This is a genomic window from Streptomyces sp. TOM-9 (assembly GCF_056858595.1).
The window spans coordinates 2,575,041-2,589,960 of sequence record NZ_JBXEQB010000001.1; the positions used below are offsets into that span (position 1 = coordinate 2,575,041).

General features: G+C 75.1%; 13 protein-coding genes and 1 pseudogene. 7 read left to right on the top strand and 7 right to left on the bottom strand.

Annotated elements, in window-relative coordinates:
* Nucleotides 1–33: 33 nt before the first annotated feature.
* Nucleotides 34–1,458, top strand: coding sequence for an MFS transporter (locus tag AC1VWI_RS12115; protein ID WP_499510983.1), 1,425 nt, complete (start codon nucleotides 34–36; stop codon nucleotides 1,456–1,458).
* On the top strand, nucleotides 1,448–2,926 hold the full coding sequence (locus AC1VWI_RS12120) for a pyridoxal phosphate-dependent decarboxylase family protein (protein ID WP_499510984.1): 1,479 nt from the start codon (nucleotides 1,448–1,450) through the stop codon (nucleotides 2,924–2,926). Before AC1VWI_RS12115 ends, AC1VWI_RS12120 begins: the two co-directional genes overlap by 11 nt.
* A 1,199-nt stretch (nucleotides 2,927–4,125) precedes the next feature.
* Here AC1VWI_RS12120 and AC1VWI_RS12125 read toward each other — a convergent pair.
* The 4 genes from AC1VWI_RS12125 to AC1VWI_RS12140 form a co-directional block, all read right to left on the bottom strand.
* Nucleotides 4,126–5,094 carry a pirin family protein gene (locus tag AC1VWI_RS12125; RefSeq protein WP_499510985.1) on the bottom strand — a complete coding sequence of 323 codons (969 nt, stop codon included), beginning with the start codon at nucleotides 5,092–5,094 and terminating at the stop codon, nucleotides 4,126–4,128.
* 7 nt (nucleotides 5,095–5,101) lie between these two features.
* Nucleotides 5,102–6,859 carry an acyclic terpene utilization AtuA family protein gene (locus tag AC1VWI_RS12130; RefSeq protein WP_499510986.1) on the bottom strand — a complete coding sequence of 586 codons (1,758 nt, stop codon included), beginning with the start codon at nucleotides 6,857–6,859 and terminating at the stop codon, nucleotides 5,102–5,104.
* Nucleotides 6,860–6,930: 71 nt separating this feature from the next.
* Nucleotides 6,931–8,292 (bottom strand): NAD(P)/FAD-dependent oxidoreductase, encoded by a 1,362-nt coding sequence (locus tag AC1VWI_RS12135; RefSeq protein WP_499510987.1) that lies wholly within the window; start codon nucleotides 8,290–8,292, stop codon nucleotides 6,931–6,933.
* Between the two features lie 204 nt (nucleotides 8,293–8,496).
* Nucleotides 8,497–9,861, bottom strand: a complete 1,365-nt coding sequence (locus AC1VWI_RS12140; protein ID WP_499510988.1) for a cytochrome P450 — start codon at nucleotides 9,859–9,861, stop codon at nucleotides 8,497–8,499.
* A 127-nt stretch (nucleotides 9,862–9,988) separates the two neighbouring features.
* Between AC1VWI_RS12140 and AC1VWI_RS12145 the strand changes: the two genes are divergently transcribed.
* A complete protein-coding gene (locus tag AC1VWI_RS12145) occupies nucleotides 9,989–10,525 on the top strand; it encodes an NUDIX hydrolase (RefSeq protein WP_499510989.1) in 537 nt (178 codons plus the stop codon).
* Here the strand turns inward: AC1VWI_RS12145 and AC1VWI_RS12150 are convergent.
* Nucleotides 10,479–11,246 (bottom strand): annotated as a pseudogene (locus tag AC1VWI_RS12150) (DUF817 domain-containing protein); the annotation flags it as partial. The gene AC1VWI_RS12145 and the pseudogene AC1VWI_RS12150 sit on opposite strands and share 47 nt — an antisense overlap.
* Nucleotides 11,247–11,299: 53 nt before the next feature.
* Nucleotides 11,300–11,875, bottom strand: a complete 576-nt coding sequence (locus AC1VWI_RS12155; RefSeq protein WP_499510990.1) for a TetR/AcrR family transcriptional regulator — start codon at nucleotides 11,873–11,875, stop codon at nucleotides 11,300–11,302.
* 99 nt (nucleotides 11,876–11,974) lie between these two features.
* On the opposite strand from AC1VWI_RS12155, the gene AC1VWI_RS12160 reads away from it, so the two are divergent.
* The 3 genes from AC1VWI_RS12160 (at nucleotide 11,975) to AC1VWI_RS12170 (ending at nucleotide 13,274) form a co-directional block, all read left to right on the top strand.
* On the top strand, nucleotides 11,975–12,379 hold the full coding sequence (locus tag AC1VWI_RS12160; protein ID WP_499510991.1) for a YidH family protein: 405 nt from the start codon (nucleotides 11,975–11,977) through the stop codon (nucleotides 12,377–12,379).
* A complete protein-coding gene (locus AC1VWI_RS12165; RefSeq protein ID WP_499510992.1) occupies nucleotides 12,379–12,714 on the top strand; it encodes a DUF202 domain-containing protein in 336 nt (111 codons plus the stop codon). Before AC1VWI_RS12160 ends, AC1VWI_RS12165 begins: the two co-directional genes overlap by 1 nt.
* Nucleotides 12,715–12,815: 101 nt before the next feature.
* Nucleotides 12,816–13,274, top strand: a complete 459-nt coding sequence (locus AC1VWI_RS12170) for a MarR family winged helix-turn-helix transcriptional regulator (protein ID WP_499510993.1) — start codon at nucleotides 12,816–12,818, stop codon at nucleotides 13,272–13,274.
* On the opposite strand, the gene AC1VWI_RS12175 is transcribed toward AC1VWI_RS12170, so the two are convergent.
* Complete coding sequence (locus AC1VWI_RS12175) at nucleotides 13,246–14,229, bottom strand: hypothetical protein (protein ID WP_499510994.1); 984 nt, start codon at nucleotides 14,227–14,229, stop codon at nucleotides 13,246–13,248. The genes AC1VWI_RS12170 and AC1VWI_RS12175 overlap by 29 nt on opposite strands.
* Nucleotides 14,230–14,382: 153 nt before the next feature.
* Between AC1VWI_RS12175 and AC1VWI_RS12180 the strand changes: the two genes are divergently transcribed.
* Complete coding sequence (locus AC1VWI_RS12180) at nucleotides 14,383–14,919, top strand: AAA family ATPase (RefSeq protein WP_499510995.1); 537 nt, start codon at nucleotides 14,383–14,385, stop codon at nucleotides 14,917–14,919.
* The last annotated feature ends 1 nt before the right edge of the window (nucleotide 14,920 follow it).

Here is a 14,920-nt window from a genome sequence, read left to right on the forward strand (position 1 = left end):
CGCCCCGAGTCGACCCGGACCCGCAGGGGAGCCATGTCGGAGACGCTGCCCTCCGCACCCGCCGAGGACGCCGGCCGAGCGTCCGCCCCGCCGCTGCCCCGGCAGGTGCGGATCGGCTACGGCCTGGGATCGCTGGGCACCGGCACCTTCGGCACGGTGCCGGGCCTGATCCTGCTCTACTACCTCACCAATGTGCTGGCCGTCCCGGCGGCCGTGGCGGGCGCGGCCGTCTTCCTCCCCAAGGCGTGGGACGTGCTGGTCAACCCCCTGGTGGGCGCGGCCGCCGACCGCAGCCGGCTGCAGGACGGCTCCCGGCGGCCGTTCCTGCTGGCCGGGGCGCTCACGCTGCCGCCGCTGTTCGCGCTGGTCTTCGCGGCGCCGCCGCTGCGCGGTGCCGCCGCCGCGGGCTACGTGGCGGTGCTCTTCCTGCTGGCCGCCACCGCCTACGCCGTCTTCCAGGTGCCGTACGTGACCATGCCCGCGGAGATGACGGAGGACCCCGGCGAGCGCGCCCGGGTGCTGGGCTGGCGCGTGGCGTTCCTCGGGGTGGCGATCCTGCTGTCGGGCGCGCTGGCGCCGGCGGTCGCCCACGGATACGGCGACACGCCCGCGAGCTACCGGCTGATGGGGGCGGTCGTGGCGGTCCTTCTGCTGGTGGGGATGCTCGGCGCCTGGCGCTTCACCCGGCACGCGCCGTCGGTCGCCCGCAGCGAGTCGGAGGCTTCGATGCGGGCGCAGTTGGCGGCGGCCCGCGACAACCGGCCGTTCCTGTTCCTGGTGGGCATGTGGACGCTGCAGGCGCTCGCCGTGGGGATCATGCTGGCCGGGGTCCAGTACTTCGCCACGTACACCCTCGGCTCGGCGGGGGCCGTCACGCCGCTGTTCGTCTGCATGATCGGCCCGCTGGTGCTGGTGATGCCGCTGTGGAACCGGCTGGCCCGGGCGCGCGGCGTGACGTACGCGCAGTGGTGCGCCTCGCTGCTCTTCGTGGCCGGTGCCGCCCTGCTGGGCCTGACCCCGTACGCGGGGCCGGCGCTCGGCTACCCGGCGGTCGCCGCCGTCGGGATCGCCTACGCGGGGCTGCAGTTGCTGCCGCTGACGATGCTCGCCGACACCCTGGCCGCCGACGCGGCCCGCACCGGGCGGCGCAGGGCGGCCACCTTCACCGGGCTGTGGACGGCCGCCGAGACGCTGGCGTTCGCGCTGGGCGCCGGGGCCTTCGCGCTGGTGCTGGCGGTGAGCGGGTTCCGTTCCTCGGACGCCGCGCACCACGTCGACCAGCCGGACTCGGCCCTGACCGGCATCACCGCCGGCATGAGCGTGCTGCCCGCGGTGCTCGCCGCCGCGAGCCTGTGGCTGCTCCACCGCTACCGGGAGGACCCCGTGGACTCCGGCCCGGCCCCGCACACCCCCGCCCGCACCGACCCGCCCGAGGACACCGACGACCATGCCCACTGAGCCCGTTCCCTCCCCCGCCCTCCCCCAGGGCAGCCCCGCCGCCGAGGTGCTGGCGCAGTTGCGTGAGCTGCGCGCGGACGACGCCCCCACCCGCGGCGGCCGCACCTTCGCGTACGTCTACGACTCCGGGCTGTCCGGCGTGGACGAGCTGGCCGCCTCGGCGTACGCGGCGTTCGCCACCGTCAACGGGCTGGACATGACGGTCTTCCCCAGCGTCGCCCGGCTGGAGAACGACCTGATCGCGGCCGCCGTGGCGCTGCTGGGCACGCCCGGCGCCCAGGGCACCTTCACCAGCGGCGGCACCGAGTCGATCCTGCTGGCCGTGAAGACCGCCCGGGACCACGCCCGCACGGTGCGCGCGGTGACCGCGCCGCAGCTGGTCCTGCCCTCCACCGCGCACGCCGCCTTCCACAAGGCCGCCGCCTACCTGGGCCTGGAGACCGTGGTGGTGCCGGTGGACCGGGCCACGCTACGGGCCGACGCGGCGGCGGTGGCGGCCGCGATCACCGACCGCACGGCGCTGGTGGTGGCCTCGGCGCCCTCCTACGCCCACGGGGTGGTCGACCCGGTCGCGGAGATCGCCGCCGCGGCGGCCGACCGCGGTGTGCTCTGCCACGTCGACGCGTGCATCGGCGGCTGGCTGCTGCCCTACCTTCGGCGCGCCGGGCGGGACGTGCCGCCCTTCGACCTGTCGGTGCCCGGGGTGACCTCGCTCTCGGTGGACCTGCACAAGTACGGCTACGCCGACAAGGGCGCCTCCGTGGTGCTCTACCGGGACGCCGAACTGCGCCGCCACCAGTACTTCGCGCACGCGGGCTGGCCGGGCTACCCCGTGGTCAACCCCACCGTGCAGGGCACCAAGTCGGCCGGGCTGCTGGCCCAGGCGTGGGCCGTGCAGCGGCACATCGGCGAGGACGGCTACCGCGCGCTGGCCGAGCGCACCGCCGCGGCCGCCGACCGGCTGCTGCCGGGGCTGCGCGCCGTCGAGGGCGTGCGGGTGCTGGGCGATCCCCAGGCCGGGCTCGTCGCGTTCACGCTGCTCGGCGCCGACGGCACGCCGGACCTGAGCCTGCTGCTCCACCTCGCCGACGAGATGCGCGAACGCGGCTGGTACCTGCAGCCGCAGCTGTCCTTCGACGGGCTGCCGCCCAATCTGCACCTGACCCTGACCCCCGCGGCGGCCGGTCTGGTGGACGTGCTCCTCACCGACCTGGACGCGGCGTCGAAGGCGGCCCGTGCCCTGGACCCGGTGACGGTGGACCCGGCGGTCGCGCAGTTCGCGGCGGAACTCGACCCGGTCACCCTGGGGCCGGAGGAGGTGGAGGCGGTACTGGCCTTCGCCGGCATGGGCGGCGGCACCGGGCTGCCACGCCGGATGGCCCCGGTACTCGCGCTGCTCGACGTACTGCCCGTACCGCTCAAGGAACGGCTGCTGACGGAGTTCGTCGGGGCGGTCTTCCGCGTCTGACGGCGCGGGCGCTTGCCGGCGGCGCGGGACCCCCCGACGCCTCGCGGCCGTGACGACCCGGACGGCGCCTCCGCGTCGGGGAGCCTCGGACCCGGCCGGGCGGGACACCCCGTGGACCACTGCCGGGCGATTCGCGATGTCGGCGTGGGAGCCGACGCGGGAACCGAGTCCTCGGGCACCTCATGGCCGAAAACCCCCGGACGGCACCTGGGAAGGCCGGGCGGTGGGCGAGTTCGCGCGGCGTGTACGCGTCCACAGGGTCCTCCGAGTCGGCCGGACCCGCCACGCGGCGAACCGCCGCCCGGCGTCTCGGGCCTCGTGGCCGGGGAATGCCGGGAAGCACCCCTGCCCCGCGCCGCGGTGGGGAGCCGTCCCGGGAGGCCGCGCGGCCGGCGAGGTTCGCGTGGCACGCACGCCTCGGCGGGACCCACGGAGCCCGCCGGGCGGGCCGTGCGGCGCAGCACCACGGCCGCACCGATCGCAAGGGAGACACCAGGGGCCTCAGGTCTCCGCGGCAGAGCAACACGACACGCCCGCAACCCGCGCGGGAGCGCCGGCCCTCCAAGAGGGTCGAGGCCGCCACAGCCGCGCAGTCCGCAAGGTCGGCGCGGGTCCCTGTCAGCCGGGCGACACCCCCGCGAACCGGGCGCGCCCAGGAGGCCGGCCCGATGGCCGAGTTCGCGCACGCCTCGGGGGGACCCTTGGAACCGCCCAGGGCGACCGCGCGGCGCAGCACCTCCGCGCGGGCCGCGGCGGCGCCGCAGAGGACCGCGGGCCCCTCGCGGCCGGGCAGTAACCGGAGTGCGCCCGCCGCAGCGAGCGGGGCATCGGCGTGCCGGACGCCCCAGGACGCCGATGCGGTGGGCGAGAGGGCCGGTCAACGCCCAGCGGGCGTCCGCCGCCCCCCGCGCGCGGACCTCGGGAATCCGAACGCCGGCCAAGAGGCCTGCCCCGGCGGGCGAGTTCACGCGACCGCACGCCTCGACGCGGCTCATGCAACCGGCCAGGGAGACGCCAGGGGACGCAGGGCACGCGGTCGGCACGGCGCTGACGCGTCGCCGGGTCCTCCAAGGCGGTCGCGGCGGCCACCGCCGCGCGGGCCGCGAGGGCGGCACGGGAGCGGCGCGGCCGGTCAGAGCCTCCACGAACCGGACGCCGCCCAGGAGCTCGGCCACGGAACCGGCTCGCCGCGCGGCGCTTCAGCGTTCGCGGCCGCGGGGCTTGAGGGGGGTCGCGGGGAGCTCCGGGGCCAGGAGGAGGTCGCCGTCGTAGCCGTGCACGGTGCCGAAGGCGCCGCCGGTGTTCCACTCCTCGCGGGCGTGGGCGATCTCCTCGCCGTCGCGGGCGACGAAGTTCCACCACATGACGAGCTTCTCCTCGAACGGCTCGCCGCCGAGCAGCATCAGGCCCGCGTCGACGTCCGCGCGCAGCGGCAGTCCGGTGCGGCCGCAGCCCAGGTAGAGCATCGAACCGGCCTCGACGGGCACGCCGTCGACGTCGGCCCGGCCGGACATCGACAGCACCGCGTACTCGAAGTCCCGCTCCAGCGGCAGCGTCACGTCGGTGCCCGCGGCGAGGGCGAGGTCGGCGCCGACGAGGGGCGTGTGCACGGTGCCGGGCGAGGCCGCGCCGTCCACCTCGCCGAGGATCACGGTGGCGGTGAGCCCCCGGCCGCCGTGCAGCACGGGCAGGTCGGCGTGGTGCTCGAAGGCGGGCTCGCGGTGCCGGGCCGTGTCCGGGAGGGCGACCCACAACTGGGCGCCGTGCAGGAGGCGGGCGTGCTCGCGCGGGGACTCCTCCGAGTGCGCGATGCCGCGGCCCGAGGTCATCAGGCCCAGTTCCCTCGGCCGCACGGTCTGCAGGCTGCCGAGGGTGTCGCGGTGCAGCACCTCGCCCTCGTGGAGCCAGCTGACGGTCTGCAGCCCGATGTGCGGGTGCGGGGGCACCTGCATGCCGGGCTGGTCGGCGATGTCGTCGGGACCGTAGTGGTCGACGAAGCACCAGGCGCCGACCATGCGGCGGCCGAGGTTGGGCAGCAGACGGCGTACGACGCTGCTCTCGCCGAGCGGCACGAGGCGTCCGGTGAGCAGGTCGTGGACGGGTTTCGCGGACACGTCCGCACGCCCGCCGCACGTGGCGGGCGCGGGATGGAGGTCGAGGTTGCTCATGGCGCGATCATGCCTCGCGGCGCTGCCCGGGTACGAGGACCGCGGGGATGTCGGCCTCCAGCCCGCGCAGGTACTCGCCGAGCCCCTTGGCCTGCGGGTCGGGGCGGGTGGAGGCTGCGACGCCGTCGCCGAGCAGGCCGTGGACGACGAAGTTCAGGGCGCGCAGGTTGGGCAGCTCGTAGCGGCTGACGGCGAGTTTGGCGGTCTCCGGGAGCAGGGCGCGCAGCCGTTCGACGTCCAGCCAGTCGCGCAGCCAGCCGTAGGCGGCGTCGTCGCGGGCCCACAGGCCGACGTTGGCGTCGCCGCCCTTGTCGCCTGAGCGGGCGCCGACGAGCAGGCCCAGCGGGGCGCGCACGGTGGGGCCCTCGGCCGGCCCGGCGGGCGGGGCCGGCGGCTGCGCGGGGACGCGTACCGACGTGACGGGCGGGCGCGGCACGGGGACGCGGGTGCCGTCCTGCAGCACGACCTCGGGGTGGACGAGGGCGGCGGGGACGAGGGCCGGCCAGTGGACGCCGTACTCGGTGGGCCTGGGCGAGAAGTGCTCCATGTGCAGCCCGGGCGCGGTGGACAGGCCCGTGCCGACGACGGCGCCGAACAGGGAGCGGCCGACCTTGTCCTTGTCGGGGTCCTTGACGGTGAGGGTGAGCCGGGCGCCGGTGGCGGTGGGCTCGGTGCGGACGTCGTACGTCTCGAAGCCGGACGGGCCGCCGGTCGCGTCGAGCAGGGACGCCTCGGCGAACCGGACCTTGTCCTCGATGTCGGGGCCGGTGAGCACGAAGGTGGCCGTGTTGCGGTAGCCGCCGTGGTGGTTGAGGCACACCTTGAGGGTGTCGGGGGCGGGTTCACCGCGGGCGCCGGAGACCAGGACCCGGTCGGGACCCTCCGGTTCCAGGGTCACGGTGTCGAAGCGGGTGACGACGTCGGGGTTGAGGTAGGCGGGGCGGTCGATCTCGTACAGCAGCTGGGCGGTGACCGTGTCGACGGTGACCGCTCCCCCGGTGCCCGCGTGCTTGGTGATGACGCTGGAGCCGTCGGGCCGCAGTTCGGCGATGGGGAAACCGGGGCGCACGGGCCGTTCGACCTCGGTGAAGAAGGAGTAGTTGCCGCCGGTGGCCTGGGCCCCGCACTCGATGATGTGCCCGGCGGTGACCGCGCCGGCGAGCCGGTCCCAATCGTCGGTGGCCCAGTCGAAGGCCCAGGCGGCGGGACCGACCACCAGGGAGGCGTCGGTGACGCGGCCGCAGATGACGACGTCGGCCCCGGCGCGCAGCGCCTCGGTGATGCCCCAGGCACCGAGGTAGGCGTTGGCGGTGAGCGGACGCACGTCCGCGTCGGCGAGCGGGAGTCCGGTGGCCAGGTGGGCGAACGGGTGGCCCTCGCGCTGGAGTCCGGGCAGCCGGTCGAGCAGGTCGTCGCCCTCCAGGTGGGCGACGGAGGGGTTCAGCCCCGCCAGGGCGGCCAGTTCGCGGAGCTTTGCGGCGAGACCTGCGGGGTTGAGCCCGCCCGCGTTGACGACGATCTTGATGCCGCGGTCCAGGCAGGTGGCGAGGACGTCGCCCATCTGGGCGAGGAAGGACAGGGCGTAGCCGGCCTCGGGGTCGCGCTGCCGGGCCTTCCAGAGCAGCAGCATCGTCAGCTCGGCGAGGTAGTCGCCGGTCAGTACGTCGATCGGGCCGCCCTCGACCATCTCGCGGGCGGCCGACAGGCGGTCGCCGTAGAAGCCGGAGCAGTTGGCGATGCGCAGGGTCTCACGTCGCTGGGTCATGTCCCTCGCCGTCAGCGGTGTCGGTGTTCAGATGTGGGCGTTCAGATGTGGGCGGTGCACGTGTGGGGCGGTCAGGCGGCCGTCGCGCGCAGCGACTCGACGTGGCGGCGGATCTCCTCCGGCGAGAGGTAGATGTCGGTGACCTCGAAGTCCTTCAGCGCGGCCGGCCTGCGGGCCTGGAAGCCGGTGCGGACGAAGTCGTCCCCGGCGACGGCGTTGAGGAACCAGCCCGCGGCGGCACGGAAGCGCGCGGGGAAGGTGCGCAGCGCACCGAGGTGGTAGCCGCGGGCGACGACCTGGGCGGGGAGGCCGCTGAGCGGGATGCCGAGCGGCTTGGAGACCGCCTCGACCCCGCCGAGGTCGACGACGAGCCCGAGGTCCTTGTGCCGGTAGGGCTGAAGGGGGCGGCCGCGCAGTGCCGCGACGACGTTCTCGGCGACGGCCTTGCCCTGCCGCATGGCGTGCTGGGCGGTGGGCGGGCAGACCGCGCCACCGCCCACGTCCAGGTCGGGGACGGCGGCCGAGTCACCGAGGGCGAAGACCCCGTCGGCGCCGGGGATGCACATCTCGGGGTCGGTGACGAGCCGGCCCTTGACGGTCTCGGTGCCCAGCGTGGTCACCAGGGGGCTGGAGACGACGCCGGCGGTCCAGATGAGGGTGCGGCAGGGCAGCTTGCGCCCGTCGGTGAAGGTCACGGTGTCGGGGGTGACCTCGGCGACGGACACGCCGAGCGAGACCTCGACCCCGCGCTCGCTGACGATCTGCAGCGCCTTCAGGCCGAGCTTCTCGCCGAGTTCGGGCATCAGGCGGGGCGCGATGTCGATCAGGTGCCACTTGATGAGGGCCGGATCGAGGCGCGGGTAGCGCTTGGCCGCCGCCGTGGTCAGCCGCTGCAGGACCGCGGCCGTCTCGGTGCCCGCGTAGCCGCCGCCGACGACGACGAACTGCAGCCGCGACTCGCGCTCGGCCTGGTCCGTGGTGGCGGACGCCAGGTCCAGCTGGGCGATGACGTGATCGCGGATGTACGCCGCCTCGGCCAGGGTCTTCATGCCGCGGCCGTACTCGGTGAGGCCGGGGATGTCGAAGGTGCGGGTCACGCTTCCTGGGGCCAGCACGAGGTAGTCGTACTCCCTGACGAGCTCCTCGTCGGTGATCTTCTTGATCACGACGGCCTTGGCGGCCGGGTCCACCCCGATCGCCCGCCCGGGTATGACCTCGCTGCGGTGCACCATGCGGCGCAGCGGGACGGCGACCGCCTGGGGGGTGAGCACACCGGCGGCGACGTGCGGGAGCAGGGGCAGGTAGAGCTGGTGGCTCCAGGGCGTGACCAGGGTGATCTCGGCCTCGTCCTGGGTCAGCCGCCGCTCCAGCCGGTGCACGCACTCCATGCCCGCGAAGCCGCCGCCGACGACCAGGATCCTGGGTCGCTTCATCACTCGCCTCCCGTAGGACCGTTCGGGGCCCGTTTCCCTACCCGCGGCGTGTGCGGATACGCCTCCGGCCACGCTCGCACACGCCTCGTCGCGGCGCGAACGGAGCGGCGGCGCCCGCGAGCGGCACGCTACCGGCCCCGGCGTGCGCGGATGAAGGGTTCCGGCGGACCGGCCCCGGGGTCCGGGCGCGGTCCGGCCCGCCGGTCACACGCCCGCGCGGGGCGTGAGGCGGCAGCGGGCCGGTCCGCGGGCCTGGAGGGTGATGCCGGCGCCGAGGGGGACGTCCTGGTCGACGGCGGTGAGTTCGTGGCCGCGCAGCAGCACGGCGAGGGCGAGCACGGCCTCCAGCAGGGAGAAGTGCCTGCCGATGCAGGCGCGGGGGCCGCCGCCGAAGGGGAGCCAGGCGTAGCGGTGGCGGGCGGCCTCCGCCTGCGGGGTGAAGCGGCCGGGGTCGAAGCGCCCGGGCTCCGGCCAGTGGCCGGGGTGGCGGTGGATCACCCAGGGGACGACGATGACGTCCGCGCCGGCCGGCACGAGGTGACCGCCGACGCGGGTGGCGGCGACCGAGCGGCGGCCGATGACGGGCGCGGCCGGGTACAGGCGCATCGCCTCCTTGAGGACCGCCGTGAGGTAGGGCAGGGCGTCGAGGTCCGCGGCCGCCGGGACGCGTCCACCGAGGACGCGGTCGATCTCCTCCCGGGCCCGGGCCTGATCCTCGGGGTGACGGGCGAGCAGGTGCAGGGCGAAGGCGAGCGAGGTGGCGGTCGTCTCGTGGCCGGCGAGGAGGAAGATCAGCACTTGGTCGCGGATCTCGGCGGGGTCGAGGGGACGTCCGTCCTCGTCCCGGGCCGAGGCGAGCAGGGAGAGCAGGTCCCGGCCGTCGCCTCCCTCCGTGCGGCGGCGCTCGATGATCGCGTCGCAGACCGTGTACAGCTCGGCGGTGGCGGCCGCCGCCCTCCGGTTGCCGGGGGTCGGCCAGTGGCGGGGCGTCCGCACCGGGGCGAAGCCGCGCCGCCGGACGTAGTCGTTGACGACCGGCATGCGGCGGCGGACGGTGTCGACGGCCGGCTCGATCGCGCCGCCGAACAGGACGCGGGCGATCGTGCGGAGGGTGAGGCCGTGCATCTCCTCCAGGACGTCGACGGTGCCGTCGGGCGCGTCGTGCCAGTCGGCGACGAGGGCGGCGGCCTCGGCGGTGACGGCGCTCGCGTAGCCGTCGACGCGGCGCGGGGTGAACAGCGGCTGCAGGAGCCTGCGCTGCCGCTGGTAGTCGGTGTCCTGGCTGGTGAGGAGCCCGTTGCCGAAGGACTGCCGGACCTCCTCGTAGAACGGGCTGTCCTTGCGGAAGCCGGCCGCTTCGGTCGCCAGCACCTGCTGGGCGCCCTCGGGTGAGAACACCGCGTGCACCTCGGCGCGCAGCCCCGGTGGGCCGGCGCTGAAGCGGACGAGGTCGCCGTGGTCGCGCCGTGCGCGCTCGTAGGTGTCGAGGGGCTCGCGCAGCAGGTCGAACATCGACCCGAGCAGCGGCACCCCCGCCGGGCCCGGCACCTTCGTGTGAGCGGTCGTCATGACCCCGATTCTGCGCGCGTACGAAGGCGCCGGGGCCCGGGCAGGGGAGCTTGGCCGGAACCCGCCCCGGGGCCGATCATGGGGGCGCGTACCCGGCCCACGGGCACCGCGACGGACGGGAGGCACCATGGAGGACGCTCCGCGCTCGGCGGACGAGCTGCTGGACATCGTGGACGAGCAGGACCGGGTGGTCGGCCGGGCGACGCGCGGCGAGGCCACCGCGCGCGGCCTGCGGCACCGCTGCGTCTTCGTCCTGGCCAGGGACGGCGAGGGACGTGTGTTCGTGCACCGCCGCACCGCGCAGAAGCTGGTCTTCCCCTCCCTCCACGACATGTTCGTCGGCGGTGTGGTGGGCGCGGGCGAGGAGTACGACGACGCGGCGCTTCGCGAGGCGGAGGAGGAGCTGGGGGTGTGCGGTCTGCCGCGTCCGACGCCGCTGTTCAGCTTCCTGTACGAGGGGACGGGGGCGGCGGCGGGTCACACCTGGTGGTCCCGGGTGTACGAGGTGCGCTGCGATCCGCCGGTCGTGCCGCAGGCCGAGGAGGTCGCCTGGCACGACTTCGTGACGGAGGAGGAACTGGAACGCCTCCTGCCGGAGCGGGAATGGGTGCCCGACGGTCTGGAGGCCTGGCACCGGCTGCGCGACTGGCGACGACGAAGGTGACGCTGATCAGCAGCGCCCAGGCGCCGAACTTGGCGAGGGAGACCGGCACCCAGCCGTGCTCCTGGTCGGGGTAGCGCCAGGCGCCCACGTAGGTGGCGGCGTTCTCCGCGACCCAGAGGAAGAAGCCGATGAGGACGAAGGAGAGCGCGAGCGGCATCCGCAGGCGCACCCCGTCGACCGTGAAGTGCACCCAGGTGCCCGCCGTCGTCCAGAGCAGCAGGACGGCCAGCAGCCACCGCGCGTCGGGCAGCCAGTGGTGGGTGAAGAAGTTGAGGTACACCGCCGCGGCCAGGATCGTCATGGCGCGGCGGCGGTAGCCGGTCAGGCCCAGCTCGAACAGCCGCCAGGCCGCGCACACGTAGCTGCCGACGGCGGCGTAGAGGAAGCCCCCGTACAGCGGGACGCCGCCGAACTTGGTGAGCGCGGGTTCGGGGTAGCTCCAGGAGCCCAGGTGCACCTTGACGAGTTCGAAGAGCAGCCCGACGGCGTGGCACACCGCGATGACGGCGACGTCACGGCCGCGCTCCCAGCCGCAGGCCCAGAACAGCGCGCTGAGCGCCACCCCGTAGCAGAGCAGCAGGTCGTAGCGGGCGACGGGCAGCGGCGGCAGCAGCCGCGAGCCGGCCACGCCCGCCATGAGCGCGACGGCGAAGGCGCAGCAGCGTGCCTCCGTCCAGCCGAAGAGCACGAGCCTGCGGACGCCGGTGACGATCGGTCCCATGGTGAGGGGGACACCGCCGGGTGCCGCCCCGGTTCCGGGCGGGTCCGGCGCGTTCAGTCCAGGGAGCGCAGGGCGGTCCCGACGGCGTCCTCGACGAAGGCCCGGCCGAGGCGGGCCCGTCCCACGACGCGCAGGCCCTGGACGAAGGTGGTGAGGAAGCGGGCCAGTTCCACCGGGTCCTTGTCGGCGGACAGCTCCCCCCTGGCCTTCGCCTTCTCCAGCGCCGCCGCGAGGGCGGACTCCAGCAGGCGCATGGTGACGGTGACGCGGTCGACGGTGCCGGGGTCGTCGCCGCGCTCGGTGGCGGCGTTGACCAGCAGACAGCCCCGTTCGGGGTCCTCCAGATCGGCCTCGACCATCTGCTCCAGCGCGGTGCGGACGGCGGGGCGGATCTCGTCCGCGTTCTCGAGCAGTTCGACGAGCCCGCCGGCGTACCGGGAGCAGTAGCGCTCCAGGGCACGGGCGTAGAGCTTGTCCTTGGAGCCGAAGGCGGCGTAGAGGCTGCCGCTGCCGATGGAGAGCTCGGCCAGCAGGTCCTGGAGCGACGTCGCAGCGTAGCCGCGGCGCCAGAACAGGTCCATGGCACGGTCGACGGCCTGGTCGATGTCGAACTCCCTGGTGCGCGCCATGGCGCGAGCCTACCATTTCTGGATCAGTTGATACACTACGGCGGTCTGGGGCCCGTCCCAGGGCGCGCCCACCGCGATGGCGCTCGGTACTGTGGGGCCGTGATCAAGCATGTGCGGGCCGCGGCCGGGGCAGTCGCCCTCTGGTTCGCCCCGGCACGGGTACGGACCGAGGGGACGACGCCGGACTACCGCTTCTCGCTCGCCAACGAGCGGACCTTCCTCGCCTGGCTGCGCACCGCGCTCGCGCTGGTGGGCGGCGGCTTCGCGGTCGACCAGTTCCTGCGGGACCTGCGCCGGCCGGTCCGGGTGACGCTCGCGGTGGTGCTGGTGGTCGGCGGCGGGATGTGCGCGGTCCGCGCGGTGAACCACTGGGTGCGCTGCGAGCGGGCGATGCGGCGCGGGGAGGACCTGCCCGTCTCGCGCTTCCCCGCCCTGCTGGCGGTGCTGGTGGCCCTGGTGGCCGTGGCGATGCTGCTCACGGTGACGCTGGGGTGGGCGGGCTGATGACCGCCCCCGGCGGGGACACTCCGCGGGACCCGGGCCTGCAGCCCGAGCGGACCCGGCTGGCCTGGCGGCGCACCACGCTGGCCTTCGCGGTGGCGGCGCTGCTGGCCGGACGCGAGGCGGTGCTGCACGGGGTGCCGCCGGCCGGGCTGCTGGGGCTCTCGCTGTGCGCGCTGGCGTGGCTGGCGTTCACCGTCACCGCCCAGCGGCGGATCGCAGCCCTGGACTCCGCGCGGCCCGCCGCGATGACGCCGGGGACGGCGGCCCGGGCCGTGCTGGGCGTCCTGGTCCTGGCCGTCGCGGGCGCGCTGCTGGTCGTCCTCACGCCCCGCTGAGGGCGCGCCCGTCCCGGTGGGGGCGGGCCACCCGTGGGCCGACGCTTGAAGACGTCAAGCTAATGATTTACCATTTCAAGCTTTTGAGTACACTCGCAGACATGAGCGCCCCGACCGCCGCGACGACCGCGCAGCCCACCAAAATCGAGCTGCTGGAGCTGCTCGCCGCCATCGGCACCGCCCAGTGGCAGGACTTCGCCGCCGCGGCCGCCCGGCACGGGCTGACCTCCATGCAGGCCAAGGTGCTCGCCCAGCTGGGCGGCCCGGTGCCCATGCGCGGCCTGGCCGAGCGGCTGGTGTGCGACGCGTCCAACGTGACCGGCATCGTCGACCGTCTCGAGGCGCACGGCTTCGTCCGCCGCGAGGTGAGCGCCAGCGACCGCCGGGTCAAGAACGTCGTGGCCACCGATCTCGGGCGCGAGACCATCCGCCGCGTCCGCGACGAGATGCAGGCCACCCACGGGGCGCTGGACACCCTGGACGCGACGGAGCAGGCGGCCCTCTACGCACTGCTGGAGCGGCTCCGCCCGGTCATGGAGGCACGCGGCAAGGACCGTTAGGCGCGGCCTGGGCGCGGCGCCGGGCGGGCCGGGCGCGGGAACCGGCACGAGAACGGGAGCGGGGCGGCTTCAGGCCGCGCAGTGGGGCGACGAGGGCGCGGACCTCGCGGTCCGCATAACCGGGTTCCCCCGCGATCACCCGCACCAGTTCCTCGCGCACCGGGCGCCCGCGCCCCGCCTGGACCAGGGCCAGCGATTCGGCCAGCGCCACCGGGAGGTCCGGTCCGTGCCAGGGTTCCGCGGCGTACGCGTCGAACCAGCGCGGCGGCGGGAAGGAGGGCTGCAGCTTGGCCTGGTCGTTCCCGAGGTACGACCACACCCAGGGGTCCAGGGACACCCCGACGACGTGCCCGGGCGGCAGGACCCGGGCCCAGCCGCCCGCCGTGTGCTGCTGCCAGCGCCAGGTGTGGGGGCTGGTCCGCCGGCGGGCCGTCACCCCGACGAAGCGCAGCTTGCGGCGGATCACCGGCCACGGCTCGCGGCTCTCGCGCACCCAGTCGGCGAGTGCGGCGAAGAGCGTGTCGTAGGTGCCGCCCTCGGAGACCAGGTCGACCAGTGCCACCGGGCGGGTGCGGCGGGCCAGGGCGTGCGGCGCGAGCCCGGCGCAGGCGAGGTGCTCGCGCAGGCGGGCCGTGTGGGCGGGCGCCGGAACCGGGCGCGAGCGCAACGACAGTGGCAGGCGCAGCAAGCGCCCTTCCCGGGACGAGCCTTCGAAGGCGCCGGTCAGCAGGTCGTACATGCTGTCCAGGGAGCGGCCGACGAAGCACAGGTCGGCGCCGCCCGTGCGGGCGAGCACCTTCCCCGTGCACGCGGCCAGTTCGGGGAGGTACCACAGGCGGGGGCGCTCGGCGCCCTCGGTCAGGGTGCCGAGCCGGTCCGGCGGCGCACCGCCGCGGGCGCGCGTCAGGGCCCAGCGGTACGGCTGGGGCGGCGGGGCGCCCGGCGCGGTGGTCATGATCCCCAGTGCACCACCCCCCATCTCCGCCGGTCACCTGGTTTTCGGTCCGCCGAAACGTTCCGCTTGACGTGTCTCGAACATAGAGTCGCCCTGGGCGCCGCGCGGCGCCCGGCGGGGTGACGGAAAGAGCAGAGCGGTGAGGTGCGAGCGATGTTCCTGATCACCGGGATCCCCGCAGCGGGGAAGTCGACCGTGGCGCAGGCGCTGGCCGAGCGGCTGCCCCGCTCGGCGCACGTCCGGGGCGACGCGTTCCGGCGGATGATCGTCGGCGGGCGGGCCGAGGCGCTGCCCGGCGACGGCTCGGGGGACGTCGCGGGCCTGACCGAGGAGGCGCTGCGGCAACTGCGGCTGCGGCACTCCCTGGCGGCGGCGAGCGCGGACGCGTACGCGGCGTCCGGGTTCACCCCCGTCCTGCAGGACGTCATCCTCGGCGACGAACTGCCGCGCACGATAGCCCTGTTGCGCACCCGGCCGCTGCACGTCGTGGTCCTCGTCCCCTCCCCGGAGGCGATCGCCGCCCGCGAGGCCGGCCGGGCCAAACGGGCCTACGGCGCATGGACCCCCGCCGACCTCGACCGCGCCCTGCGCGCGGGCACCCCGCGGATCGGCCTGTGGCTGGACACCTCCCGCCAGACCCCGGAGGAGACCGTGGACGCGATCCTCCGCCACGCCGGCCCCACCGGCTGAC

Coding starts and splice junctions, on each gene's coding strand:
- AC1VWI_RS12120 (WP_499510984.1), top strand. CDS start 1,448: ATGCCCACTGAGCCCGTTCCCTCCCCCGCCCTCCCCCAGGGCAGCCCC.
- AC1VWI_RS12140 (WP_499510988.1), bottom strand. CDS start 9,861: ATGACGACCGCTCACACGAAGGTGCCGGGCCCGGCGGGGGTGCCGCTG.
- AC1VWI_RS12145 (WP_499510989.1), top strand. CDS start 9,989: ATGGAGGACGCTCCGCGCTCGGCGGACGAGCTGCTGGACATCGTGGAC.
- AC1VWI_RS12175 (WP_499510994.1), bottom strand. CDS start 14,229: ATGACCACCGCGCCGGGCGCCCCGCCGCCCCAGCCGTACCGCTGGGCC.
- AC1VWI_RS12115 (WP_499510983.1), top strand. CDS start 34: ATGTCGGAGACGCTGCCCTCCGCACCCGCCGAGGACGCCGGCCGAGCG.
- AC1VWI_RS12165 (WP_499510992.1), top strand. CDS start 12,379: ATGACCGCCCCCGGCGGGGACACTCCGCGGGACCCGGGCCTGCAGCCC.
- AC1VWI_RS12180 (WP_499510995.1), top strand. CDS start 14,383: ATGTTCCTGATCACCGGGATCCCCGCAGCGGGGAAGTCGACCGTGGCG.
- AC1VWI_RS12170 (WP_499510993.1), top strand. CDS start 12,816: ATGAGCGCCCCGACCGCCGCGACGACCGCGCAGCCCACCAAAATCGAG.
- AC1VWI_RS12155 (WP_499510990.1), bottom strand. CDS start 11,875: ATGGCGCGCACCAGGGAGTTCGACATCGACCAGGCCGTCGACCGTGCC.
- AC1VWI_RS12125 (WP_499510985.1), bottom strand. CDS start 5,094: ATGAGCAACCTCGACCTCCATCCCGCGCCCGCCACGTGCGGCGGGCGT.
- AC1VWI_RS12130 (WP_499510986.1), bottom strand. CDS start 6,859: ATGACCCAGCGACGTGAGACCCTGCGCATCGCCAACTGCTCCGGCTTC.
- AC1VWI_RS12135 (WP_499510987.1), bottom strand. CDS start 8,292: ATGAAGCGACCCAGGATCCTGGTCGTCGGCGGCGGCTTCGCGGGCATG.